Origin of the sequence: Streptomyces reniochalinae, assembly GCF_003323735.1 — a bacterium.
In the GTDB taxonomy this organism is placed as follows: Bacteria; Actinomycetota; Actinomycetes; order Streptomycetales; family Streptomycetaceae; genus Streptomyces; species Streptomyces reniochalinae.
Map to the genome: position 1 here is coordinate 49,865 of NZ_QOIM01000057.1, position 25,504 is coordinate 75,368.

Here is a 25,504-nt window from a genome sequence, read left to right on the forward strand (position 1 = left end):
GGTTCGGCCTACAGTGACGGCACGGCACCGCGACACCACGCCGCCGTCCCCCATATCGGGCCCGCGCCCCCGCCATCGGGAAACATGTCCCAGGTCGGCCGGAGGCAGGCCCGCGGTCGGGACCCTTGCCGGTCCCCGCCTACCGGAAGAGGTAAGAACCCCGGTGATCGAACCCCAGACTCTGGTCGCCATGATCCACGCCGTGCCGCCCGCGCACCGCATCGCCGAAGAGGCGTTCGCGCAAGAGTTCCCGCAGGCCACGGTCTGGAACGTGCTGGACGACCGTCTCCTGGACGACGCCCGCGTGGCCGGCGAACTCACCGGCGCCCTGCGCCGGCGCATGCTCCGCCTGATCGGCCACGTGATGGACGGCGGCGCCCAGGCCCTGCTGCTGACCTGCTCCTCCTACGGCGAAGTCGTGGACACCGCCCGTACCCTGTGGAAGGCGCCCGTCCTGAAGTCCGACGAGGCGATGTTCAAGGCCGCCCTGGCCGGCCCGTACAGCCGTATCGCCGTCGTCGCCTCGACGCCGCCTGCCGTACCGGCGGCCGTCGCCCAGCTCGAAGCGCTCGTCCCAGCCGTACGCCCGGACCGGCCGGTCGACATCGTGACCGCCCTGAGCGAGGAAGCCGCCGGGGCACACCCCGGGGAGGCCGCCCGGCATCTGGCGGACGCCCTGCGCGCAGCCGGGGGCGCCGACGCCGACGTTGTGCTGCTGGCGCAGTACTCGCTCACCCCGGCCCGCGACGTCCTGGCCGACCTATTGGGCGTGCCGGTGCTGGACGGCGCGGGCGCCGCCGCACGCGAACTGCGCGGCCTGCTCGTTCCGGCAGGAGCACCGGCGGTCGCGTCATGAGTACGGGGCTGCCGTGGCCGCTGGCCTACACCGTCTCCGGTCACGACTGCTCCGCGCCGATGCCGCTCGGCTTCGCCGCGCCGCCGGCCGAAGCAGTCCGCCAACTCGCCGAGCTGGGCTACGACGGGGTGGAGGTGCAGGTCCGCGAGACCGGCGCGCACGCCGCCGAGGAACTGACCCGCACGGTGGAGGCGGCCGGCCTGAAGGTGCTGGGTATCGGCACCGGCCCGGTCTGCGCACAGGACCGGCTGACGCTGACCGACCCGTCGCCCGACGTACGCCGTCACGCCCTGTTCCGCCTGCTGGGCGCGGCCCGTCTCGCCGGCGAGCTGGGTGTGCCAGTCACCCTCGGGCAGACCCGCGGCACCTTCCTGCCGGGGCTGGAGGACATGCAGCGCCTGTGGGCCGAACGCGCCGTACAGCAGCTGGCCGAGGAGGCGGCAGACCGCGGCAGCCGGCTCCTGCTGGAGCCCCAGTCGCGAGCCAACACCTCGCTGTGGCACGCCCCCGGGGAAGCCCTCGCCTTCATCGACTCCCTTGACGCCCCGGCCGGACTGGTACTGGACACCCACCACCTCGATGCCGAAGGTGTCGACGTGGTCCGGGCGGTCACCGAACTCGCCGCCGTCACCGGCTGCCTGCAACTCGCCTCGCCCTCCACCCGAGGCCCGCTGACCATCGGTGATCCCCGCCTCCCCGCCCTGTTCAACGCACTACGCGAGGGGGGCTTCACCGGCTGGCTGACCCTGGAACACACCCAGGACGGCGACAGCCCCAAGGCCGCCGCCCGCTCCTGGACCGCGCTCACCGACGCCGCGAACGCACATTTCTGACCCGCCCCACCCCCCTGTTCTGAGAGGAACCCGCACCATGAGCAGCAAGACCTACCGCCTCGGCATCCTCGAGGGCGACGGCATCGGCCCCGAGATCGTTCCGTCCTCCGTCGAGATCGCCACCGCGGCAGCCGAAGCCGCCGGTGTCTCGGTCGACTGGGTGACCCTGCCGCTCGGTGCCTCGGCCATCGAGACCCACGGCACCCCCGTTCCCGAGGAGACCAAGGACGCCCTCGCCAGCCTGGACGGCTGGTACCTCGGCCCGCACGACTCGGTCTCCTATCCGGAGCCGCACAAGTCTGCGCTCAACCCCTCGGGCACTCTGCGCAAGCACTTCCAGCTCTTCGCCAACATCCGCCCGGCCAAGAGCTTCCCGGGCGCGAAGGCCGTCTGCGACAACGCCGACCTCGTCATCGTCCGCGAGAACACCGAGGGCTTCTACGCCGACCGCAACACCTACGCGGGCACCGGGGAGTTCATGCCCACCCCGGACACCGCGATCATGCTCGGCATCATCACCCGCGAGGCCACCGAGCGCGTCGCCCGCGTCGCCTTCGACCTGGCCCGCTCACGCCGCAAGAAGCTCACCATCGTCCACAAGGCCAACGTCCTCAAGCTCACCACCGGCCTGTTCCGCACGGTGTGCCAGGAAGTCGCCAAGGACTACCCGGACGTCGCCGTGGACGACTTCCACATCGACGCCATGACCGTCCACCTGGTGCGCCGGGCCCAGGACTTCGACGTCATCGTCACCGAGAACATGTTCGGCGACATCCTCTCCGACCTAGCCGGCGAGATCTCGGGCTCGCTGGGCACCGCGCCCTCGATCAACTCCTCCGCCACCACCGCCATGGCCCAGGCGTCCCACGGCTCGGCCCCCGACATCGCCGGGCAGAACATCGCCAACCCCGTCGCCATGATCCTCTCCGGCGCCATGCTCTTCGAGTGGCTCGGCGCCAAGCACGGCGACGACAAGCTCGCCGCCGTCGCAAAGATCATCGAGCAGGGCGTGGCCGACGCGATCGCCGCCGGCACCTCCACCCGCGACCTCGGCGGCTCCGCCTCCACCACCGAGTTCACCGCCGCCGTCATCAAGGCCATCGGTGCTGCCCGGTAGCAACCCCCCCCCGGTCGTCCGGGGCGGGTTTCACGCCGCCCGCCCCGGGCCCCATAAGCCGCACGACGCACAGCCAGGAGAGAGCCCGACCATGACCCTGCGCATCGGCTGCATAGCCGACGACTTCACCGGCGGCACCGATGTCGCCGCCGCCTTCCGGCGGGCCGGCCTGCGCACCGCCCTGGTCTTCGGCACCCCAGACGACACCACCACCCTGCCGGCCGACTGCGACGCGGCCGTGGTCGCCCTGAAATCCCGCTCCACGCCCGCCGACGAGGCCGTCGCCGACTCCCTCACCGCCCAGCGCTGGCTGTGGGACAAGGGCGCGGCCCAGGTGTACTTCAAGTACTGCTCCACCTTCGACTCCACCCCGCAGGGCAACATCGGTCCAGTCTCCGACGCGCTCCTTGACGCCGCTGGAGGCGTCGTCACCGTGCACTGCCCGGCCTCCCCGCCCAACGGCCGCACGGTCTACCAGGGCCACCTGTTCGTCCACGACCAGTTGCTGTCCGACTCACCGCTGCGTCACCACCCGCTCAACCCGATGACGGACTCCGCGCTGGTGCGCCTGCTGTCCGCACAGACCCGTTACCCGGTGGGCCTGGTCGACTGGGCCACGGTGCGGCGCGGGGTCGAGGCCGTCCGCGAGGCGATCACTGCGCACCAACAGGCCGGTGTCCGGCACGTCGTGGCCGACGCCCTCACCGACGACGACCTCGCCGTGCTCGGTGCCGCCACACTCGAACTGCCGGTGGTCGCCGGTGCCGCCGGTCTCGCCGAAGGACTCGGGCACGCCTACCCCGCCACCGGACCGTCATCCGTCGAACCGAAGCCGTCCGAGGGACGGGCCGCCGTCCTGGCCGGCAGCTGCTCGGCCCGCACGCTGGAGCAGATCGGCCAGTTCTACGCCGCCGGCCTGCCCTCCCTCCACCTCGACGTCCTCGCCGCCGCCACCGGCCGCGACATCACCGGCGAGGCCCTGGCCTGGTACGCCGAGCAGGATCCGGCACTGCCGGTGCTCGTCTACGCCTCCGCCTCCCCCGAGGAACTGGCCGCCGTCCAGGCCCAGCTCGGTGTCGCCGAGGCCGCCGCACAGGTCGAGGAACTCCTCGGCACCCTCGCCTCCCACCTCGTCGAACGCGGCGTCCGCCGCATGCTCGTCGCGGGCGGGGAAACCTCCGGCGCCGTCACCACCGCCCTCGGTGTCCGCGCCGTCCTCGTCGGCGAGGAAGCCGACCCCGGCGTGCCCTGGACCTACGCCACCACCAACAGCGGTGACCTCGCCCTCATGCTCAAGTCCGGCAACTTCGGCGCCCCCGACCTGTTCACCCGCGCCCTCACGGAGGCCAAGTGACCCCCTACCCGGACGAGTCGGCCGCCCGCACACTCGTCGTCCGCACCGCCCGCTCCCTGTTCACCCGCGGCCTCACTCACGGCTCCACCGGCAACCTGTCCGTCCGCCTGGCCGACGGCACCCTGCTGCTCACCCCCACCGGTTCCAGCCTCGGCACGGTCGAGGAAGGCGAACTGTCTCGCACGGACCTGCGCGGCGAGCACCTCGACGGACCACGGCCGACCAAGGAGGCATTCCTGCACGCCGCCTTCTACCGGGCACGGCCCGCCGCCAACGCCGTCGTCCATCTGCACTCCACCCACGCCGCCGCTGTCTCCTGCCTCGACGGTGTCGACCCCGCCAACGCGCTGCCCCCGCTCACCGCCTACTACGCCATGCGCGTCGGCACCCTCCCCCTGCTCCCCTATCACGCCCCCGGCGACGGGAGCCTGGAACCGCTCGCCGAACGGACGGCACGCACCCACCACGCCCTCCTCCTCGCCAACCACGGGCCTGTCATCGCCGGTCCGTCCATGGAGCAGGCCGCCGACGCCATCGAGGAACTGGAGGAGACCGCCAAGCTGCACCTCCTCCTGCGCGGACACACCACCCGCCCCCTCACCCCCGAGCAGGCTGCCGTGCTCGCGCCCCCATCCCCCTGACGGCCGGATGAGCCGCGAGCACGGCAGCCACCCAGCGAAGAAGGAGCCCATGATGGTCACCCCCGTCCCCACCGCCGACCTCGTCGACCGGTACGGCACCGACCTGCGCGTCTGCGACCTGCAGTTCCGCCAGTTCGGCGCCCACCGGACTTTCGCCGGGCCGGTCCGCACCGTCTCCTGCCACGAGGACAACGGCCTGCTGCGCGACCTGCTGCGCACGCCCGGTGAAGGCGCCGTCCTGGTCGTCGACGGCGGCGGCTCCCTGCGCACCGCCATGGTCGGCGACCTCATCGCCGGAGCCGCCCAGGACAACGGCTGGGCCGGCCTGGTCCTCCACGGCGCCGTCCGCGACAGCGCCGCCCTCGCCGGACTCCGCCTCGGCATCAAGGCGCTGGGCACCATCCCCCGAAAAAGCGCCAAGGAAGGCGCCGGAACCGTCGACGTGCCCGTCGCCTTCGGCGGCGTCACCTTCCGTCCCGGCGACGTCCTGCACGCCGACGACGACGGCATCGCCCTCCTCCCCGAGGGCACGGTGAACTGACCGGTGCTTCTGAAAACCTTCGGCTGGTCGTTCGCGGTCACCGCGCTCGGCCTGGTGGCCGCGGTCTTCTACGGGGGGTGGGCCGCCTTCGGCGTCGTGGCGATCCTGTCCGTCCTGGAGATCTCGCTGTCCTTCGACAACGCGGTGGTCAACGCCGGGATCCTGAAGAAGATGAATGCCTTCTGGCAGAAGATCTTCCTCACCATCGGCATCCTCATCGCCGTCTTCGGCATGCGCCTGGTCTTCCCGGTCGTCATCGTCGCCATCAGCGCCTCGCTCGGACCGATCGAGGCCGTCGACCTCGCGCTCACCAACAAGGACCGCTACCAGCAACTGGTGACGGACGCCCACCCGTCGATCGCCGCCTTCGGCGGCATGTTCCTCCTGATGATCTTCCTGGACTTCATCTTCGAGGACCGTGACATCAAGTGGCTGGCCTGGCTGGAGCGTCCGCTGGCCAAGCTCGGCAAGGTCGACATGCTGTCGGTCTGCATCGCTCTGATCGTGCTGCTCGTCTCCGCGATCACCTTCGGCGCCCACGCCCACCAGCACGGCGGCGCCCATGCCGACAAGGCGGAGACGGTCCTGCTCTCCGGCATCACCGGTCTGATCACCTACCTGATCGTCGGCGGTCTCTCCGGCTTCTTCGAGGACAAGCTCGAGGAAGAGGAGGAGCGCGAGCACGAGGCGGAAGAGGCGGAAGAGGCGGCAGAACGCGCGGGCAAGCCCAAGTCGGCCGTGAAGCTGGCGGGCAAGGCCGCGTTCTTCATGTTCCTCTACCTGGAGGTCCTGGACGCGTCGTTCTCCTTCGACGGCGTCATCGGCGCCTTCGCCATCACCAACGACATCGTCCTGATGGCCCTCGGCCTCGGCATCGGCGCCATGTACGTCCGGTCCCTGACCGTCTACCTGGTCCGCCAGGGCACCCTCGACGACTACGTCTACTTGGAGCACGGCGCCCACTACGCCATCGGCGCCCTCGCCGCCGTCCTCCTGGTCACCATCCAGTACGAGATCAACGAGATCATCACCGGCCTGATCGGCGTCGTCCTGATCGGCGCCTCCTTCTGGTCCTCCGTCCGCCGCAACAAGCGGCTCGTCGCGGCCGGTGGCGAGAGCGAAGGAGAAGAGACCGAAGCGGTTTCCACGACATGAGCCCCATTGGGGTGGCGAGCCCCGGTGGCCGACCTGCGCATGGACGCCGCGGTCAGCGTGACGGGCACGCGCGTGCCTGATCCAGATATGGGGCCCACGGTGCGTCAGCTTACGGGCACGTCATAGACAGCACCGCACCCCAAGCTCCCGTCACCCTCCGGACGTTCACCCATCTGCTGTCCTCCACCCGCCGCGGCGCCCGCCTGGCCAGCTGCTCGCCTCCGAGGAGCTCCGCTCAGGGGAGGTGTCACCCGCCGCCACCGAACAAGCGAAGCAGCTCATCGCCGAGCTCGCCGCCAACGCGGCCCTGCACGGCCGGGAGCGAGGCCGGGACTTCCGGCCTCGCTCTCACCCTCGACACGGCAGCCGGCACCCTCCGTATCGCGGTCACAGCCTCCCGGCGGCGAACTTCGCCGACACGGCCAAGGCGTTCGTCTTCTTCGTCGACCGGACGACCGGCCGGCTTATGGGCCTGAACTCACGGGCTCGCGAGGTGGCCCGACACCGACCCGTCCCGGCAGCTCTTGGAACCCTGGTAGACCGCGCAACCTCTTGATATGCCCGCACCAGTGGGCGGAACAGGTTCTCCGCCCACTGCGGAACCGCGACCGGCACGCCCGTGATCGCCACGGCCATGCCCGGTCACGGTTCACGTACCGGCTCTTTCACCCGCCCAGCGCCACGCATTCCCGGAGCACCGGTTCCAGGCGCAGCTGGGTGTCCTCACGGTCGAACACCTGCAAAATTTTTAGGCAGTTGACGATCCACCGCGCCTCGTCCTCGTCATCGATCTTGAGCGCGACAGCGGTCACCGCACCCTCAATGTCGAAGAGGCCGTCCTTGAACTCGTCGTCGAGGGCCCGGTACCCGGCGGCCAGCAGCGGCTCCGCGTACACGCCGGTCGCCTCAGCGAATGCGCGGGCCTCGGCCCGGTCCGCGCGGAGGCCGGCCAGGCGGCGCAAAACCTCGTCGGGGTCGCCCAGTTCCTCGTGCAGGCGGTGGGCCCGGTCCACCAGAAGCGGCCAGCCACCGGTCAGTTCGTGGAGACGGTCCAGGCGGTCCTCCGTGTGGAACATCTCCACGCGCTGGGCCCAGCCGCGCAGGCTGCGGTGGTCATGCCGGCGCAGCGCCACCGGGGCGGCCGAGGTGGGTTCGCTTCCGGTCAGCAGTGAGCGCCACAGGGCGAGCTGAGCGGGGTCGGTGACGAGGACGACCGCGCGAGTGACCCCCGGGGTGGCGGGCAGCAGCGTCTCGGCCAGGTCGACGGCTTCGCGGCAGGTCTCGGGCCGGACCGGGTCCCGGTAGTTGACGAAGTCGCTGATGACGACCCGACGTTCGCGGGGACGACCGCCGGTGAGTTCCTGCTTGTAGACGCTGGGCTTGCCGACGGGCGGCAGCGTCCAGCCGTCGATCGATCCGGCGATCGTGCGCAGGGTCCGGGCGACGTCGGCGACTCCGGAGGCGGTGGTGCCGAGGACGACCCGGGTCCGGTTGGAGCGCTCGCCCAGGAGGTCGTCGAGCTGGGTGTTGGTCAGCGGAGCCGGCCGGCCGTCGGGCAGCTCGGGGCGGCCCTCCTTCACGATGCTCTCCTGGAGTTCACAATCCTGTTCGGCCCTGAGCAGACGTGCCTCCACCTCGTGGGAGGTACCGATCATGCGCAGGGCGTTGGGACCGCGCAGATGCCAGCCCAGGCCGTCGTGGTTGGGCGCGAGGATGCCGAGACCGACCATCTCGGAGAGGTAGGCGCGGAAACCCTCGGTGTCGAGCTGTTCGAAGCCCTTGCGCCAGTATGTCTCGCACTCCTCGCGGAGCTCGGTGTCGCTCAGCCGCACCTCCAGGCCGTGATGGCGGGCGTGGTACGCCAGCACGTTGGCGATCACGTCGTAGCGGTGGTCGAGGCTCAGCGTGTCCTTGAAGGCCGCCGAGATGCCGTCCCGGAGCGCGGCGTCCGACTCCACGATCTCGATGTCGGCCACCTCCACCTCGTAGGGGGGTTCCCCGGCGCCGCGCCGCGTCCGCTTGCGGTGCATCAGCTCGACCAGCCGGTGCCCGAACATCTGCAGCAGGAACGGCTGGTACGAGCAGTAGCCGAGTACACGGTTGACGAGATCCAGGTCCTTGAACTCAAACCCGAGCGCCCGCATCGGCTCGACCAGCAGTTCCGCAGCCGACTGGGGAGCCAGCGGGCCGATCACCTTCGGGGTCTGGGCGAGGTGGCCGAACGGCCCGTTGCTCGCGAGCTTGGAGAAGCGCTGGACGGAGTGAAGCCCTGCGAAGACGACCTTTGCCGCGTCCTTGGTGTCGGACCCGAGGCCCTTGAGCTTCTTGGTCTGGTCGAAGCGCGAGGCGTCGGCCTCGAAGAACTGGTCGCACTCGTCGAGCAGGATCAGCAGTCGACGCCGGGAGTCCCCGTCCAGCCAGGTCCGGATGCCGGCGCGCACACGCTCGGAGATCTCCTGCCTTTTCCCGCGCCCCTGTGGCCGGTCTTCGAGCACCTGTGCCACGGTCAGCTCCCTCAGCAGGACGCTCCACAGCGCCTCCGGCCCGCGCGAGCTGCCCTTGCCGATGTTCTCCTGGTCGAGGTTGACGTACACCGTCTGGTGGTAGCCGGGGCGCCGCTCCGTGAACCGTTCCCCGGCGTCGGCGAGCAATGCCGACTTGCCCAGGCCCCGGCCGCCGTAGATGACCTGGGTGCCGCGCGGGTCGAGGATGCTCTTGCGTTCGGCATCGCGGCCGTAGAACATCTCGCCGCCGATCCGGCCGCGCTTCTCCCTGATGTACGGGTTGACGCCGGAGAAGGGCAGCAGGGTCTGCGTGGCGGCGCTGACCTGGCGGTTGCCGCGGGCCGCGAGATAGGCGAGGGCGGCGTCGTCCACCACCAGCAGCGGCTGCAGCCGGTCGGAGCCGGCCGCGAGTTCGACTCGGGCCTCACGGCTCAGCGTGCCGAAGTAGGCGACGAGAAGACTCGCTCCGCTGGTGTCGCGCTCCGCCCAGCTCATGACGACCTTGGCGGGCGGTCTGCCCCAGACCATCATCACCCGCAGGTTGCCGCCCTGCTCCGTGATCTCCGAGCCGAACGCGGGTGCCTTCGCCCTGCCGTTGATCTCCACGCCGGTCGCTTCGAAGAGACGGTACTCCCGCCGGTGCTGGGACCGGTCGTCGAGCGGCCTGGAGCTCTTGGCGTCGTAGCCGAGGAGCTTGAGGAGAGGCGGCACCTGCCGCGTCGGAGCCACCTGGAGCCTGTCCTTCCGTTCGGTGGCCGCAAGCGCACGCCACTCGTCGAGGGCGTCGGCCGCGAGCGCCGCCTCGTCGGTGGAGAGGCCGCCGTAGTCCAGGACGGGGACCATCGGATGCTTGCCGCCTGACCTGACCAGCTCGACGAGGTCGTGGTCGATGCCTCCAGGCAGGCCGTCGGGCACGGCCGGGAAGAACTCGGTCAGATGGGATTCGCCGCCCTCGATCTCCGGGACGGGTTCGCCGATCTCCAGAAAGTAGACGAGATCGGCGGCGGTGGCCAGGTCGTTCGTCTCCAGGCGCCGCAGGACCTGGGCCCGCTCCTCCATGGAGGGGTCAAGGGCGTCGAGCCGGGCCCGGATCCGGTCCGCCGCCTGCTTCCGGAAGGCCGGCAGGCCACTTCGTACCTTCTCGAGCGCCCGCCGCACGTCCAGCAGATCGTGCCGGCCGGTGCCTCCGAGACGGTCACGGGCGTCGGCGAGCAACTCCTGAAGGCCCAGGTCCTGGTCCTCGGTCACGGCGCCGTCGGCCTGAGCGCGGTGCAGTTCGGCGACGAGGTCGCTGTGTGCCTTCCGCAGCTGCGCACGCCGGGCGGTCTCCCTTTCGTCGATCTCGGCTTCCGCGGGCGGGACGAACTCCCCTGCCCCGGCGGCAGGCAGCAGCCCTCGTCCGGCGAGGTCGACGATGTCGCGGGCCGCGGTGAAGGCGTCGTACGAGAGCCGCTCGTCGAGGGCGTCCTGCCAGCTCCGGTCGACCGCGGTCAGCAGCTCGCCCAGCGACGGTTGACCGTCGTGAGTGTCCTGCACCTTCAACAACTCTGCGTTGAGTGCGAGTTCCGGGTCGACCGGGCCGCCGTGACGCGTGGTCACGCTGTCGCCGGCCAGCAGAGCGAACAACTCCTCCATCGAGGCGTGGGCCGCCCAGGCCATCGCACCCGAGAGGGCGTCCGGACGCCGCGCCAACCGCTCCAGTTCACCCAGCGCCGCTTCCCTGCCGTCCAGCAGGGACTGACGCAGGGAAGAGATCTCCCTGACCGCACGGCTGCCGTCGGAACGGTCACGACGGGTGCCGTCGACCGCCATGCACCACTCCTTGACCAGGCTGACGGCCCGCTCCACGAGATGCACCAGATCCTGCCGCCCGGAGCCCTGGAGCGGTTTGCTGCTGGACGAGCGGTACTTGCGGTCCATGCGGTCGATCTCGCTGTTGACCTCGGTCAGTTTCGACAGTCGGTCGGCCTGCTCCCGCACCTGCTGCAGCGCGTCGCGGTCGTCGCCGACGACGGACGTGAGCAGCGATCCGAGCATTCCGTCGCCGGGGGCGAGCCAGCGCTTGGCGATCTCCGTGGCCCGTGCGAACCGCAGCCGCTGCGGCGCGAGCAAGTCGCGGCTCTGCTCGCGCAGCTCCCGGAGCCGGGTCTCCGTCTCGGAGACGTCCGCGACCAGCGGCGAGGCGATCAGCAGGGCGCCGCTGAGAGCACGGTCGGCGACGGCGGTCGCCGCCTCTCCGAGCCGGTCCGGGAGCCGGGGCACCAGCGCCTTGAGCTGAGCGCCGGCAGCATGGTCGCCGGTGATCAGCGCGGTGCGCAGCAAGGCGGGCAAGAGGAGGAGTTCGCTGCCTTCGGTGTCCTGGCCCGCGTATCCGCCGTACTCCTGGAGCAGGTCCGCCGTCAGCCGGGCACTCTGGCTGTCCCCGGAGGTGAGTAGCGCGGCGGCACCGGCCAGGCGGAGCGCTGCCACCTGGGGCTCGACTTGGCCGGCGGCCCTCGCCACGTGGTGGGCGAGTCCGAAGCGCCGCTCCACGACCAGCCGCGCCAGGACCCCCGCGGCCGCGGCCTCATCGGTAGCTCCGTCCGCCACCGGGGCCGCTTCCCGGACGGGCGTGTCCTCGGCGGGAGAGACCGTGGGAGCGGCGGGCGCCTCGACAGGCGCGGCGGCGGACGTGGGGGGCGCCGGTTCGCAGTCGGCGGCCGGCGCGGCGTCTGCGTCTGCGTCTGCGTCTGGGGTGTGGACTGGCTCGGCGGTCGTCGTGACTTCCGGCATGGCGGTGGACTGGGGCGCGTTCGCCTCGGTCGGTGCGGCCGACTGGACGGTTCCGTGTTCCGCGGTCGTCTCGGCGTCGGCGGGCTGGGCGGTGCCATACGCCTCGGCGGCCCCGGCGGGGCGCGGGTCACCGTCCACCGGCTGGTCCAGCGTCAGCTCGGGAGCGATCAGCACTGCCATGGCGCACGTGGGCAGGACCCGTACGACCTGCGCCTGCAGTGCCAGGATCTCCGTCGCGGCGTCCGCCTGCCGCCCCAGCCTGATGAGGCGGGCCAGAGCGGCGAGCGCGACGCTCTCCTCGCGTTGCGGCTCCTCCCACACCGGCACGTCCAGCAGGCGGCGGGCCGCGCCGCACACGGCCTCGGCGGCAGCCACGGCAGCGACGGAGCTGTCCGGACGGCAGGCGACATTCAGCAGCTCCCGCAGCGGCTCGCGGGCCTGGAGATCACGCTCCCGCGCTGTCCGGTGCGCGCGTGCGGCGCGCGTCACGTCCGCCAGGCGACGAGGCACCCCCTCGATCCCGGCGGCCCGGAACACCGCTTCCACGTCATCGAAGGCAGTGCTCAGCGCGGCGAGCGAAGCCATGTCCTCGTCCTGCGGAGGGCGGCCGTCCATGACCGCGTCGGTGACCTTCTCCGCGGTCTGGCGGGCCTCTGCGAGGGCGGACTCCAGCTGCCGACAGGTCTCCTCCGGAGTCGTTCCCTCCTTGCTCCTGGTGCCCTCGGACGCCACAGCGGTCTCCTCGTGCGAGGCGCTGGGGTCCGCTGCCGTGGTCTCCGGTGCGGAGGCACTGGTGCCCGGCCGGTCGGCGACGGCAGCGCGCTCCGGTTTCCCGTCCTTCGCGAGCGCCGGCTCGTCGTCTGTTGCCGCTCCGGAGGCGAAGTCGGGGTACGCCTCCACGAGGGACCGCGCAGCGGCAGCTACGGCGGCGAGCCGAGCCGACTCCTCGTCACCGACCGTCACCCCGAGCCAGTCCTGGTCCGCCGCCCACGCAAGGATATGGGCGCCGGTGACGGTGGCGTTGCACCACGCGAACACGGTGGCCCGAACCAGCGTGGCGCCCCACCGGGCAACAGGGTCGCGGACCGCCTCACCGTCTTGCGCCAGGACGAATTCCCCGACCTGGTTCATCACGGTGACCGTGAGTCCCCTGAGCCCGCATGAGCACGCGTGCTGTCGTGACTCGCGCCGCAGTCTGGCGAGCACATCCCGACACAGGGCATTGCTCACCCGTCGAGGGGCCGACATGCGGATGCCCAGACTGGTGAGCAACTCCTGGCGGTGTTTGGGCCGCAGGGAGTTGAAAGCGAGCTCCACCATGTCCGCAGTGAGGTCGTTCAGGGCGGCGGCGGCCGGAGATTCCAAGGCGTTGAGCGCGGCGGCGAGACCTTCAAGGTCCTCGGCCGAGACGCTCGGCGGGGACCATGGCGGCCCTATGACGACGCGGTAGCGGTCCTGCATGTACACGCACTCCGTTTCTGTGGGCGACGGATGGAGGAAAGGGCGGCCGAAGCCATGGACGCGTGAAAGCGGTGAAGGATCAGCCGCCACGCGTGTGCTCGGTCACGAACGTGTAGCCGTACGGCAGTTCCCAGCCGTCCGCCTTGCCGAGCCTGCGGCAGTGCTCGCGAAAAGCCGCGCGCTGAACGTCGCTGGGCGAACACCCCGGCCGCAGGCGGCGCAGATGACCTGGGACGAACTGCACGCCGCGCAGTCCCTCACCGCCCGGTTCGCCACCGCCCCAGGGACGTATCACCCGTGGCCTGGCGGGGCGGTAGCCGATCAGAGGGATGATCCGCTGTCCGTCACGCGGCGGGAAGTGCGGCTGCCCCCGGGCGTCCCTGCTGCCGAGGGCCGGCTCCAGAAGACGTTCCGCGAGCAGTTCCGCGACGGCCGCGTCGAGGGCGGCGGCCTGCGACCGGGCCGGGAGACGCCCATAGACCGCGCTCGGCAGGACCGTTCGATCCATCAGGGCATGGCCGTCCAGGGTCAGCAGACCGCAACGGCGCACGGTGCGCATCACCAGCTGCCGGGGACCGAGCCCGACCGCGCTGTCACCATGGCGGCTACTGCCCGGCACGTCCTCCCTCGTGAGCACGCGAGGGTCGTAACAGTGCCCCGCCCCACGGTCACCGATCTGCACGCCCTCCTTCAGTCGCGTCGTGGCGAGGCGGATCACTGTGTCGCCACGACGCCTGCGCAGCTCCAGCATCAGGCCGGGGAAGAAGTCACCGGGCCAGACGATTCCCGTCAACCGACCCGAGTCGTCGCCGAGTTCGACCGTGACGTCCTGAACCGCCTCCTTCTCGTCCAACGCTTCACCGGCGTGGTCGAGTTCGAGGCGCAGCGTGGGGTGCGCGCCGTGCGACTCGCAAAGCTCCTCCGCGACGAACGGGTGCAGGGGGAACCAGCCGTCGATGAGATGGGCCAGCCGCAGGGGCGCCCGCCAGACGATCTCCTGCGCGTCGCTCCTCAGGAGTTCACCGGTGCCGAGGAGGTCGTCGTCGGCGAGGGGCAGATCTACCGGTTCCAGCTCCTCCTCCGCCTCCGGCTCCAGCGGTGCGGGCAGCGTGGAGGCCCAGCCGCGTCCGGCCGGGACCAGGGGGATTCCGGGGGCCTCCGCGTCACCGGGATGATGGGACCGCCACACCCCTCCCCCCTCGAACGCGTCGTCGAGGGTGATCCGGGAGCCGTTCCCGAACAGACCCTGGTCGCTGTCCCCCCTGACCACGTCGGCGAGCGCCAGGTTCACCCGGCACACCGCAGCGGCGTACCCCACGCCCCTGAGCCGTTCCGCCGCCCCAGGAAAGCCGCGCAGCCGTGGTCCGACCGCTGTGTACACAGTGACCGGAGCCACGAGGCCGTATCGCCGCCTCACCGGAGTAGCCGCGCGCTCCACCTCGGCCACGAGAGATCTGACATCGTCACCTCCCAGCGGCCCGGTGTCCCGCCAGCAATCCGCGAGGGAGGCACGGGTCATGGCGTAATGACCCCAGGTGCGCAACGCGGCACTGGAGTCGAGGACACCCCGCACCGTGTCGAGGAGACCGAGCAGCCCCGCCCGCAGGTCTTCGTCGTGCGTGCCGCCCACCAGGGCGGCGAGGGACACGGGGACGAAGGGGCTGAGCAGCTGCTGCCGTGCCGTCGTCAGAAGGTGGTCCGCGTAGGCCGTCAGATCGTCGCGCCGGGCTGCTTCCGAGGACGGATAGCACACGTCGACGACGACATGCCCGTCCTCATTGATCCAGCGCCCACGCGTGCGTAAGCGATGGAGCTGGGCGGGTGACAGGCCCAGGGCCGGACCGAAGGCTCGAAGGTCCGGGACCAGCAGCTCTCTGCGCCGTGGCGCGGCGTCCGCACCCGGCCTCCCGGGGCCCTCGGCACCCGCGGGCGCACCCGACACCCAGGCCGGCACGTCCCCGAGCGCGCCCGCCTCCGGGTGCGCGCCCTCCCGGTAGACGATCTCGGCGTAGAGCGGGTCCGACCCGGTGGCAACACACACCATGGCACCGACCGGGAGCACGGGAGCGCACTCGCCGGAGGTGATCACGGGGAAGTCGTCGAGGCACAGCGGGCTTCCGCCATAACCGTCGCCGTCGAGGTCATATCCGAAGTACACGGCGTTGAAGGCAACGGTGGTGTGCACCGGCGCCGGACGGGCCGCGACAACCGCCTCGAGGTAGCTCCCCAGCCGGCTGCGTTCCTCGTCGGGGACGGCGGCGTAGCCCTCCGTCATGGCAGAGGTCAGAAGAGCCCGGTCACCGTATGGATCCGGCACCCCCGTCCGCTCACGTTCTCCGACCCCTTGTGCTGATACATGCGGGTCCCCACCCATGACACCTCCGCCGCACTACAGGTCGCCCCGGCCCACCTGCGGTGATTCCCGCAGAGTATGCCCATCCTTGGGTTTCTTGTAGCGCTTTCATCACTTTGCGACGGCCCACGACGATCGAATCCGTCACCGCGTTCGTCGGGTCGCGCTCTCGCCCCCAAGGAACGTGAGGCCGGGATGGTCACTCGCACCGCCTTCGGCGGCGCAGCAGAGGCTTCCGCTTCGAGCGTCATCCGAGCGTCAAGAATCTCCGAACGACCCTCTGAAGGCGTCGCTCATGCGGGCGCCTCGCTCGCGAATACGCCGGTGAGCGAGCTACAAAGATCGAGTCACTCACTCGACCCCGCAGGAGCGCCATCAGCAGGAGCGCAATCCCTGGACGCGCCTGCCCAAGTACGACGAAGAGTTCAACGGTCGCCTCGCTCTCGGCGCGCCCTCGGGGAGCTGGTACCAGCACTCGTACTCGTACAGCGACAGCGTCCGGTGGACATTGGAGTCACGGCTGGGACACCTACTGCAAGATCTCAAACGCCTTGCGGCGGAAGCCGACCGCCGGGAGCGGGAGAAGGAGCTGCGTGAGGCCGAACAGCGGCGCCGCTGGTACGCGGCCGTCGCGCGGGCTCGCGAGCAGCAGATCGAGCAGCACAGGGCGACTCTTACCGGGCAGATTCGGGCCTGGCGGCAGGCCGAAGAGATCCGCGCCTTCTGCCAGGCAGCCCGCGTCCGAGCAGGCGAGGCGCCGGTCGCGACGGACGAGGCGGACTGGCTGGAATGGGCTGAGGCGTACGCGCTGCAACTCAGCCCCTTGAGGGAGCCCTTGCGCACTCCTGGGGATCCGCCTGCCGGGCGGGAGGCGCTGCGTGAGCTGGCGAAGATCGATGCCTACGCCTACGCGTGGCCGTTCGACGCAGACGGCCGCTGGGCACTTCCCGACGACCGGCCAACCGACCCGCGAACGTGACCCGGCCGGCTCAACCGGGAAACGCCTTTGCCCTGTCCGTGGAGGACAGGGCGAAGGAACATTCATGCGGCGATGGTGAGCGGGGTTTCCATGCGTTCCCACGCTCCGAGCACGGCCTTGTGGGCGTCCGGCTGGAGGTGGGCATAGCGCTGGGTGGTCTGGAAGCTCTCGTGGCCGAGGAGGTGCTGGACTTCGTAGAGCTGCTGGGTTCGGGGATCGGCGGCACCGTCGTGGGGGCCATGGCCCGCAGCCTGTTCGATGACGGTCTGCTGTGGCAGTGGATTGCCCAATCGCCAGCTGAGAGGCGGCCGGGTCTGCTGGGCAGCATGCTTCAGGAACGCAACCGGATCTGCGAATATTTGGCCACCCATGATGCGACCTGCCCCAACTTGGCAAGATGGTTCGTTCCACTGCACGGCGTCACCGACCTGACGGGGTCGTCCCTGGAAGCGCTTGCGGCGCCGTCGCTTCCGGATGTCACAGAGCTCTTGGACCTGTTCCTCTCCTCCTCCCCCACACGCCCCGCGCCTACCTCACTGCTCGGCGGAAGCATCACGGACCTGTTGGATGCCGCCCTGGGCTTGCTAGCCGTGTCCGGTCTGCGTGGGGCGGTAATGGTGCTGGCGCACGCCGGTCACGGCAATCTGTTGGGCCTACAGAGCAGCCTGGCCGCTGGCGGTGCCGCCGGGCATGATCTGCGAGCTGACCACGAGGCGCTGTTCATGCATGTGGCTGCCGTCGGCGTCACCCTTACGCTTCTCGGCGTATGCGTGGCAGCACCAGAGAGCTGGCCGCCGGAGATCGAGCAGGCAGGCTTCCTGGGCACACTGATGCGGCTGACCGAAAATGTCGTCACCGCGGCAAGCGCGGTACACGGCCTGGGCAACCCGAAACCCCTGGCGGTCGTCAATCCGAAGGTCAGGACTAAGGTGCAGACGTGACGTCTACGGCCCGAGACCCTGGTGGCGCATCACGAGGTGCTGCCGGACATTTTGCATGCCGGTCCGGTCATCCGCGCGGTCCGCCAGTACGAGGAGTTCGCCGGCAGCTGGACCGTCAACCCATGGGCTCACGGCGATCCCAAGCTGGCCAGTGTTCTGGCCTACGGTGGCGCCCATTCCGCATTCTCCACCGTGATGAACACCATCGACGATCACGCAACAGTCACAACAGTGTTCGCCGCGCGGATGCTTCTGGAGGAAGCGGCCCGTTTCACCTTCCTGACCCAGGACCTGCACGACGAGGATGGGTTCGTGCAGCGGTCCACCCAGTACTTCGACGAGTTCCGGGTGAAGAAAAAGAACGCGATCGCCGCGTTCGCCGGGAACGGTGTTGCCCTCACCGCAGCCACAAGGTTGCTGGAGACGCCCGATCACGTTGTCGACGGACCAGAGACGATCACCAAGGGACGCCAGCCGCTGCCGTCGATCGACAAGATGCTCCTACTCATGGGGAAGCCCTATCCTGAGCCGGGCTGGCTTCCCGTGGCCTACTCCCTCCTCAGTCAGGTGACGCACAGCACTCCTGTCGGCATCGTCCACATGACCCGCTATCGCGAAGGCGTCCTGTCTGCCCACGACATCTCCCCCGAGATGCTTTCTCTCGCCCTGGACGTGGCCTGCCTGGGCAGCGCGCGCCTGCTCGGCATATCCGGCCTATTGCTGTCCCAGGGCAGTAACGAGGCGCAGCAGTACGCGACCGGCCTGGAAAGACGTGCCTACAAAGTCCACGACACCGCCCGTCTGGTGCACGGGCTGGACTGAGCCCGCCGACCGCCTGTCCGCAGAAGCTCCGTCACGGAGTCGGGGCTGGGGTGTCGAGCTGCCAATCAACCTCGGCCCCAAACGCATCAAGAGCACGAGCCGTTCGAGCGACCAGCGCAAGAGCCAGGGCTCAAGCTGCCAGCCCCTGGACTCAAGTACTTCCCACACCGGATCGGCGCCTTGGAGTCGCAAGTTCCAAGCGACCTTGCCTCACTGACTAACTCAGCAAACCATCTGACCAGCCCTCCAGCATGCCTGACGCCCCATCAGGACGAGCGTCAAGATGCCTCTCCGAGCGTCATTTCAGCGTCAAGATATCGCCCGTAACGCGCATAGCGCACATCGCGCACACCCGATAAAGCCACAGGTCAACGGCCCTTTTCGGCAGCCTCAAGGATTGCGACACACTCCACGTGGTGGGTCACCGTGAGCAGCTAGTCATAATGCGTGAGCAGCTAGTCATAATGATCGAGTGACGAACGCTGTTACGATCGCGGGCTGTACCCGTCCCCACACCTTCCGCAGGGAGCACATCGTGCACCACCATCGCAATCTGACCCACCACACCACGAGGTCGATGGCTGCTTTGGCGTTCGCGTGTGCGTTCCTCATGACCGGTTGCGGTAGCGACGATGGAGGGCGCGCGAGCGAGGATGAGAAGATCGCGGGTGCGGACGACGGAAGCCGAGGGGCGGAGTCTTCGCCCGCAAAGGAGTCACCGGGCACCGGGGCGCCAAAGTTCGTCTTTCCCGACGATCTCAAGCTGAGCTTCGAGGATGCGCGAACGGGAGACGCCGGGAAGGACGAGATCCTGCGTGTCACGGAGTATGCCGCGAAGGCGCGTGTTGAGGCGTACACCAAGGCAGATCCGGCGACGAAGAACATGGTCAGGTACTGGAAGCATCCCGCGCTTCAGTTCTGGGGCAAGGACATCACGAGGTTCGCCAAGGACGGCAAGACCTACACCGGTTCCCTCCGCTACTACGACTTCGAGGTCACCGACCTGACGAAGAAGGCCGCATGGGTTCGGTATTGCGAGTCGCAGCGCAACGCCTTCGCCAAGGACAGGAAGTCAGGCAAGACGCTCAAGACGAAGCACAGCAAGGACGACTTCGTTGCCTGGAAGGCCGGGCTGGTCAAGGGCAGTGACAAGCAGTGGCAGGTAACGCAGACGCAAGCGACCAAGGGGGCCACGGAGTGCCAGCCGTGAGCAGCCAGAAAGGACGCATGTGGATAGCGGCAGCGCAAACCGCAGTCTTTCTGCTGGCCGTGGCGCCTCCGGCGCGTGCAGGTGTGGGAGACGGACAGGGCGGCACGGTAGTGGAGGAGAAGCCCACTCCGAAGAGCGATGGCAGCGATACCGTTGGCATGCACATCGTTGTGCGCGGCAACGCTCCCGGATCCGGCACGCCGATGACGCCGGCACGCACGGCGAACTGGGAGCCTCCCGGGTGCTGGTACGAACCGATGTGGAAGCCGAAGGCATACAAGAAGGCACTGCAAGCGGAGAGCCCCACCCCGCAGGTGCTGGGCGACTACGCGGAAGAATACCGGGCGTATCAGAAGAAACGCGAGAAGCAGAACTACAATCTTGGCAAGAAGGGTCTGTGGTGGTCCTTGCACCATGAGGCAGGCCGGGACGACGCGCAATGCCTGGACAAGGAACGCGAAATCTGGGTGCCCAAGGGCAAGCCCCCAGAAGACCCGGCGGCCATCGATCCGCAGCTGCTCTCCGAGATCGCGAGGCTCCCGGCGCCCCCAGTGAAGCTGAGCCCCGGCGCGGGCCGCCAAGTGGTGAACCTGGACACCCAGGTCGCCTTCAAAGCGCCCTTGGACCGGGTGTGGGTGAGCGCGAGCATCGACTACCTCGGGGTGAGGATTGTAGCAACCACGATGGCCACCCCCAAGGCGCTCACGGTGAAGGCGGGCACGGACCACGCCGAGCCGAAGTCGTGCACATACGACCTGTCCAAGGCCAACGGCGGCTACCAGGTTGACTCGAAGGACGCGGACTGCAACATCACCTACAAGCGTTCCTCCGGCAAGGGTGGCACCTACCCCTTTTCCGCCTCGGTGGTGTGGGACGTTACCTGGACCGACTCCGCTGATCCGGCCGGTCAGCCGGTCGCTGAGCCTGCCCTGCCCGATGGCAAGTCCACCTACGAGCAGGCCGTCACGGTCAAGGAAATTCAGTCCGTCGTCCGGGACTGAGAGGAGCGTCCTCGTGTCCTTCGAGCAGGAGTGGGGCGAACTCAAGACGGGTGCCGCCGAGCGGGAGTCGACCCGTATGCAACTTAACCAAGCTCCGGACGGCAGCTACCACCCCGGCAGGCTCAAGCCTGAGCCTGCCGCCCCCACTGGCAAGGAAGCCATCCAGATCCAGACAGTCAAGCTCCTCAACTCCTCCTGGAAGATGGTCCAGCTTCGCGACTTCGTCTACGACGCCCTCGACGCACTGGTCACCGATCTGCAGGGCCAAGCAGGCATGGTCGGCGACGACGAGGCGGGTGCCGCCTTCGCGAAGGTCTACAAATCGGCTGTAGGCGCGATCGTCGACAAACTCGACTTCGCCTCCCTCGTGGTGAGCAACGGGGGCGGAGCATTGCTGGAGACGGCCGAGGAGTTCCTCAAGACCGAGAACAAGATCGCCGCTGAACTGCTCAAGGCAACCGATAGCCCCTACAACGGCGTGGCCCCACAGCCTGCTCGCCCCGACTGCTCCCCACGCCCGGCGCGTGGCGGCGAGGAACTGCCCGAGGTGATCGGCGAGACCGGCAGCGTTGATCAGTTCCTCTTCTCGGACCGCTTCCGCGGCGACGCGGGCAAGCTGCGCGACATCGCGGGCAAGTGGTACACCGCCCGAGGGCTGCTGGCCGACGCCTTCTACGGCGCCCGCGACTGTTGGCGCGAGGCGAACCTCGATGCCAAGGGCCTCTCTGCCGACGCGGTGGAGAAGTTCTTCGCACGCTTCGTCGGCAAGGGCATGGACCCGCCCGACCAGGTCTCCGAAGACGAGGCGCTGCTCCCTACCCTCCCGGCCGCCTGCTTCGTACTCGGCAAGGCATGTGACGCGTACGCCGACCACATCGACTCGTCCCGCGAACAGGAGATCAAGGACCGCGATCCCCTCACCGGCAAGGGCCAATGGCCCTGGGAGAATCCCCGCTTCGGCGGCAACGGCCTCGACGGCGGCCTGCGCGACAAGGTCGCCTCCGATCCCGCCATCGCCCACGCGGGCAAGATCGCCGAAGCGCTCGGCGTAGCGAAGGAGCGCGTCAAGGTCCCGCAGCCAGAGGGCAGAGGAGGAATCCCCGGCGTCCCCGGCTGGCTCCCGCCGCTGCTCCGGGCGCCACTTCGTGCACCCATAGCCATACCCGTCGCCTACCGACCCCGCGACCCGCACTCCCCCAACCTCCCGCCCATCGCACCCCCAAATCCACCCGACCCCCGCTTTCCGCCTCTGACTCCGGCGGAAAGCGGCAACTTCAGCACGTGGATCAACTCCCTCCGGGAAGGGGACATCTCCGGCGGCAGGCCACCTGAAATCGCCTATCAGAAACGGATATCCGGGTACCCAGAATATGAGGTGCCAATACCTAAGGGCTACGGGGCGAACGACACGCTGATGGTGGATGGTTTCCGCCGCAGCGACGGGATGGCCGTAGAGGCGAAGTATGTGAAGAAGCCTGACCAGCCCTGTTACCGCAGTCTGGACGCCCTGCGAGACAACCATCAGACAGGTCAGCGCAACTTCCTCTACAAAGACGACCGCCTGGAGATGAAGAAGTACGCCGCCGCCCTCCAAGACCCCCGCAACAAAGAGATGCGAGGGGTGGAAACAGTCACCAACAACCGCGATTCGGTTGCCTACTGGCGTGTCATGATGGCAGCCTATGGAGTCAAAGGATACGCACGTTACGCCCCCTGATGAGGACCCATCACAGCACATGAGGACCACTGCGTAATGGAATTCACCGTTGCCAACTCTCGCACCATGTATACGTTCTTCCCGGAGGAAGGAGAGGACTGGCCGAACCTCTTCGAGTGCCTGGCGGACGCGCTCAGGGAACGGGACCCGAACACCTTCATCCGATCCGTGGACAACGCCGACGACCCCATTCGGCCCGGCCCGCCAGAGCTCTGGTTCGGCATCACCATCGCGGATGAGGAACTCGATGGCTTCGCTGCACACACGCCAACCGGCGTCGCCCTCAAGGACGCCACCCCAGCCCTCGCCGCCGAGTTCGCACACTGGCTCCGGGACAAGGTGACCCCGTCTGGCGCCGGGATTACCTTCAACACTAGCTGGGGGCTGGAAGACGACATGCCGAGTGAGCTACTGCCGCATGGATGGCTGGCGGAAACCAGGGAACTCATCGAACAGCACGTCACCGACGCTGTTGACCTCAACGAGGAGTGAGTCTTCTCAAAGCGTGCCGGCGCGTGGGACGGTCGTTCCCAGGCCGAGTCGGTGGCGGAGATCGGACCGTATACCACTCGTGAACCGGGCGATCGCGATCAAACTGCAGGCTCCGCCCACAACCGCGATGGTACACAGGGCCAGAAGGACGCCGAGCCGGTAGCGGCGGCCTGCCATCGCCGCGGACGCACCACGGCCACCTACTCACCCCCGACATCACCACGACGACCAGCGCGATCGACAAAATCATCGTCCAGGACCTCGCCTGGGTCGTCTCCGCGCTGCTGCAGCTTCTCGAACTCCGGCGCGGCGTCCCCGCCGCGGGCCACCTGGGCGCACTCCCGGCCATGATCAAATACGGGGTAGGCGGCCCCGCCGCCTGCTACGCCTCCAGCATCGGCATCCGCAACCGCGCCACCGCGACCGCCCTCGCCGGCAACTGCCCCTACCCGGCACCGACCTTCCGGCAGTTCCTCGACTGGCTCAGCCAGCTCACCACCGACGAGATCACCACGCTCACTGACCCCGAGACCGCCCGCCTCCTCATCCGCAGCACCGAACGCCGTAGCCCCCGCGCCGCCCAGGCCGCAATCCTCAGCGGTAACGGAACCTTTACCTGCTCCCTGTGCGGTGTCCGCCATAGCGGCAACGACTTCTACCTCGCGCAGCTGCCGGCCGGCACCCTCCTCGGCCTCGTCCGCGCGCCCAGCAATGAGGCCGACCCGAACGCCATCCAGGTCCAGCACCATGGCGTCTTCCTCGGATGGATCGCCCGGGAGATCGCCCGCCCTCGCCCTCGACGAGAACCCCGCACCCCGCGTCTACGCGCAGCTCGCCATTGACGCCGGATCGATCACTCAGCAGAACGGAGCCGACCAGCTCCACGTGCACAACGCGGTCACCCTGACCATCACGCTCGCCCCCGGGTGATCGTCGCTGACCGTTCCCACATCGACGCAGGGGCCATGGGTCACCAACCCGATCGGCCGACCACCAGCCGGTGAGCTCTCACCGGCTCAGCAAACCCTCACCCGCGCACTCGGGGACAGGCCGCCAGCGCCCAGCGATCAAGCAGCCGAAGAAACACGAGCGCGAACCATTCGCACTGCTCAGAGGTCACCACCCGTCACCACCCCGCCCGCTGGTCCTTTTCCGGGACGACTGGCCACCTGGGGGCCAGCAGCTCCGCGCAGGGCGTCACCCACCCTCGGCACCTCATTGATATACGCCACCCTGACAGGCCCTGACCTGCCCAACGGAGTGCCTGACACACCATCAGAACGAGCGTCAAATGAGCGTCACGAGCGTCATTTCGGCGTCAAGATATCGCCCGTAACGCCCACACCGCACATAATGCGCACGGACAAAACCGCAGGTCAGGAACCCTTCTCGGCAGGCTCCAGAATCGCCACGCACTCCACGTGCTGCGTCATCGGGAAGAGGTCGAACGCCCTCAGGAAGCGGGGGCGGTAGCCCGTGGTGGAGAAGTAGGAGAGGTCGCGGGCCAGGGCGGCCGGGTCGCAGGCGACGTAGGCGATGCGGCGGGGGGTGAGGGAGGCGATGCGTTCGACGAGGGATTTGCCGGCGCCGGCGCGGGGTGGGTCGAGGACGACGAGGTCGGCCTCGGTGATGCCCGTGCGGGGCAGGACCTTGTCGACCTTGCCGTGCTCGACGCGGACGCGCGGGAAGTCGGCGAGGTTCTTGCGGGCGTCCGCGACCGCGCGTTTGCCGGACTCGATGCCGAGTACGGCCCCGCGCTCGCCGACGCGGTCGGCGAGCGCGCCGGCGAACAGGCCGACGCCGCAGTACAGGTCGAGGGCCATCTCGCCCCTGCGGGGGGTGAGACCGCGCATCACGGCGTCGACGAGGAGGTCGGCGGCCTGCGGGTGCACCTGCCAGAAGCCGCCCTCGCCGACGCGCCAGGTGCGGTCGTCGGCGCGTTCGCGGACGAAGTCGCGGCCGTGTACGCGGTGGACGGCGCGGTCCTTCTCGCCGACGCGGAGGACGGAGACCTCGCGGTCGAGTTCGACCAGCGGGAGGCGTCCGCCGGGGCGCGGGGTGAGGACGACCTGGCGGTCGGCGGAGCCGGTGGCGGCGATGGCGTCGACGGAGGCGATGGCGGGCCACTCGCGGGCCTCGATGCCGAGTTCGTCTACGCCGGGGGCGGCGATCAGGCAGTGGTCGATGCGCTGCACTTCGTGCGAGCGGTGTTTGAGCAGTCCCGGGTGGCCCTCGGCGTCGATGGTGTAGTGGACGCGGGTGCGCCAGGCGGGGACCTCGCCGGGGGCGACCTTGTCGCCGGGGGCCGGTTCGACGGTGCCGTCCCAGGAGACGTCCTCGGGTGTCAGGCCGGCCAGCCGCTGGAGTTGTTCGGTCAGCACGTCGGCCTTGAGGCGCCGCTGCGCGCCCGGCTTGACGTGCTGCCAGTCGCAGCCGCCGCAGCGTCCCGGGCCGGAGAAGGGGCAGGGGGCTTCGATGCGGTCCTTGGCCGGGTCGAGGATCCGTACCGCGTCCGCCCGCAGGAAACGGGAGTCGGCGCGGCCCTCGGTCACCTGCGCGACGACCCGCTCGCCCGGCAGCGTGTGCCGTACGAAGAGCACCTGGCCGCTCTCCGTGCGGGCGACGCAGTGGCCGCCGTGTGCGACCGGGCCGACCTCGACCTCGTACTCCTCCCCCACCAGGGAGGGAGCTACGTGCGCGGACGCGCTGTCGGACGCGCTGGTTTCGGGCATGAGGGGGTGACTCCACAGACGTC

General features: G+C 69.2%; 18 protein-coding genes. 15 read left to right on the plus strand and 3 right to left on the minus strand.

The window, feature by feature from the left end; all coding sequences use genetic code 11:
- Positions 1–163 precede the first annotated feature (163 nt).
- From DQ392_RS32995 to DQ392_RS33025, 7 genes are all read left to right on the plus strand, one after another.
- Positions 164–856: an aspartate/glutamate racemase family protein gene (locus tag DQ392_RS32995; RefSeq protein ID WP_245982279.1), complete on the plus strand. Its 693-nt coding sequence runs from the start codon at positions 164–166 to the stop codon at positions 854–856.
- Positions 853–1,689 carry a sugar phosphate isomerase/epimerase family protein gene (locus DQ392_RS33000; RefSeq protein ID WP_245982281.1) on the plus strand — a complete coding sequence of 279 codons (837 nt, stop codon included), beginning with the start codon at positions 853–855 and terminating at the stop codon, positions 1,687–1,689. Before DQ392_RS32995 ends, DQ392_RS33000 begins: the two co-directional genes overlap by 4 nt.
- Positions 1,690–1,726: 37 nt before the next feature.
- Positions 1,727–2,806 (plus strand): isocitrate/isopropylmalate dehydrogenase family protein, encoded by a 1,080-nt coding sequence (locus DQ392_RS33005; protein WP_114019378.1) that lies wholly within the window; start codon positions 1,727–1,729, stop codon positions 2,804–2,806.
- Positions 2,807–2,897: 91 nt separating this feature from the next.
- Positions 2,898–4,160: a 3-oxo-tetronate kinase gene (gene otnK, locus DQ392_RS33010; protein ID WP_114019379.1), complete on the plus strand. Its 1,263-nt coding sequence runs from the start codon at positions 2,898–2,900 to the stop codon at positions 4,158–4,160.
- Positions 4,157–4,801, plus strand: coding sequence for a 3-oxo-tetronate 4-phosphate decarboxylase (gene otnC, locus DQ392_RS33015; protein ID WP_114019380.1), 645 nt, complete (start codon positions 4,157–4,159; stop codon positions 4,799–4,801). The genes otnK and otnC overlap by 4 nt, the downstream gene beginning before the upstream one ends.
- Before the next feature lie 49 nt (positions 4,802–4,850).
- Positions 4,851–5,342, plus strand: coding sequence for a ribonuclease E activity regulator RraA (gene rraA / locus DQ392_RS33020; RefSeq protein WP_114019381.1), 492 nt, complete (start codon positions 4,851–4,853; stop codon positions 5,340–5,342).
- Positions 5,343–5,345: 3 nt separating this feature from the next.
- Positions 5,346–6,497 carry a DUF475 domain-containing protein gene (locus DQ392_RS33025; RefSeq protein WP_114019382.1) on the plus strand — a complete coding sequence of 384 codons (1,152 nt, stop codon included), beginning with the start codon at positions 5,346–5,348 and terminating at the stop codon, positions 6,495–6,497.
- Between the two features lie 665 nt (positions 6,498–7,162).
- Here DQ392_RS33025 and DQ392_RS33030 read toward each other — a convergent pair.
- Positions 7,163–13,234: a hypothetical protein gene (locus DQ392_RS33030; protein ID WP_114019383.1), complete on the minus strand. Its 6,072-nt coding sequence runs from the start codon at positions 13,232–13,234 to the stop codon at positions 7,163–7,165.
- Positions 13,235–13,313: 79 nt separating this feature from the next.
- Complete coding sequence (locus DQ392_RS33035; RefSeq protein WP_245982283.1) at positions 13,314–15,509, minus strand: hypothetical protein; 2,196 nt, start codon at positions 15,507–15,509, stop codon at positions 13,314–13,316.
- 586 nt (positions 15,510–16,095) lie between these two features.
- On the opposite strand from DQ392_RS33035, the gene DQ392_RS33040 reads away from it, so the two are divergent.
- From DQ392_RS33040 to DQ392_RS33080, 8 genes are all read left to right on the plus strand, one after another.
- Positions 16,096–16,566 (plus strand): hypothetical protein, encoded by a 471-nt coding sequence (locus DQ392_RS33040; protein WP_114019385.1) that lies wholly within the window; start codon positions 16,096–16,098, stop codon positions 16,564–16,566.
- A 170-nt stretch (positions 16,567–16,736) separates the two neighbouring features.
- The gene (locus DQ392_RS33050) at positions 16,737–17,507 is read left to right on the plus strand and encodes a hypothetical protein (RefSeq protein ID WP_181856674.1); all 771 of its coding nucleotides are present in this window, start codon (positions 16,737–16,739) and stop codon (positions 17,505–17,507) included.
- A 21-nt stretch (positions 17,508–17,528) separates the two neighbouring features.
- Complete coding sequence (locus tag DQ392_RS33055; protein WP_114019387.1) at positions 17,529–18,329, plus strand: hypothetical protein; 801 nt, start codon at positions 17,529–17,531, stop codon at positions 18,327–18,329.
- Between the two features lie 472 nt (positions 18,330–18,801).
- Positions 18,802–19,539 (plus strand): hypothetical protein, encoded by a 738-nt coding sequence (locus tag DQ392_RS33060; RefSeq protein WP_114019388.1) that lies wholly within the window; start codon positions 18,802–18,804, stop codon positions 19,537–19,539.
- Entirely contained in the window at positions 19,536–20,540 is a 1,005-nt protein-coding gene (locus tag DQ392_RS33065) for a hypothetical protein (protein WP_147266620.1), read from the plus strand. The genes DQ392_RS33060 and DQ392_RS33065 overlap by 4 nt, the downstream gene beginning before the upstream one ends.
- Before the next feature lie 13 nt (positions 20,541–20,553).
- Complete coding sequence (locus DQ392_RS33070; RefSeq protein WP_245982285.1) at positions 20,554–22,257, plus strand: restriction endonuclease fold toxin-2 domain-containing protein; 1,704 nt, start codon at positions 20,554–20,556, stop codon at positions 22,255–22,257.
- Positions 22,258–22,323: 66 nt separating this feature from the next.
- Positions 22,324–22,749: a hypothetical protein gene (locus DQ392_RS33075; RefSeq protein WP_147266621.1), complete on the plus strand. Its 426-nt coding sequence runs from the start codon at positions 22,324–22,326 to the stop codon at positions 22,747–22,749.
- A 347-nt stretch (positions 22,750–23,096) separates the two neighbouring features.
- A complete protein-coding gene (locus DQ392_RS33080) occupies positions 23,097–23,591 on the plus strand; it encodes an HIRAN domain-containing protein (RefSeq protein ID WP_114019391.1) in 495 nt (164 codons plus the stop codon).
- Positions 23,592–24,125: 534 nt separating this feature from the next.
- On the opposite strand, the gene DQ392_RS33085 is transcribed toward DQ392_RS33080, so the two are convergent.
- Complete coding sequence (locus DQ392_RS33085) at positions 24,126–25,481, minus strand: class I SAM-dependent RNA methyltransferase (RefSeq protein ID WP_114019392.1); 1,356 nt, start codon at positions 25,479–25,481, stop codon at positions 24,126–24,128.
- Positions 25,482–25,504 lie beyond the last annotated feature (23 nt).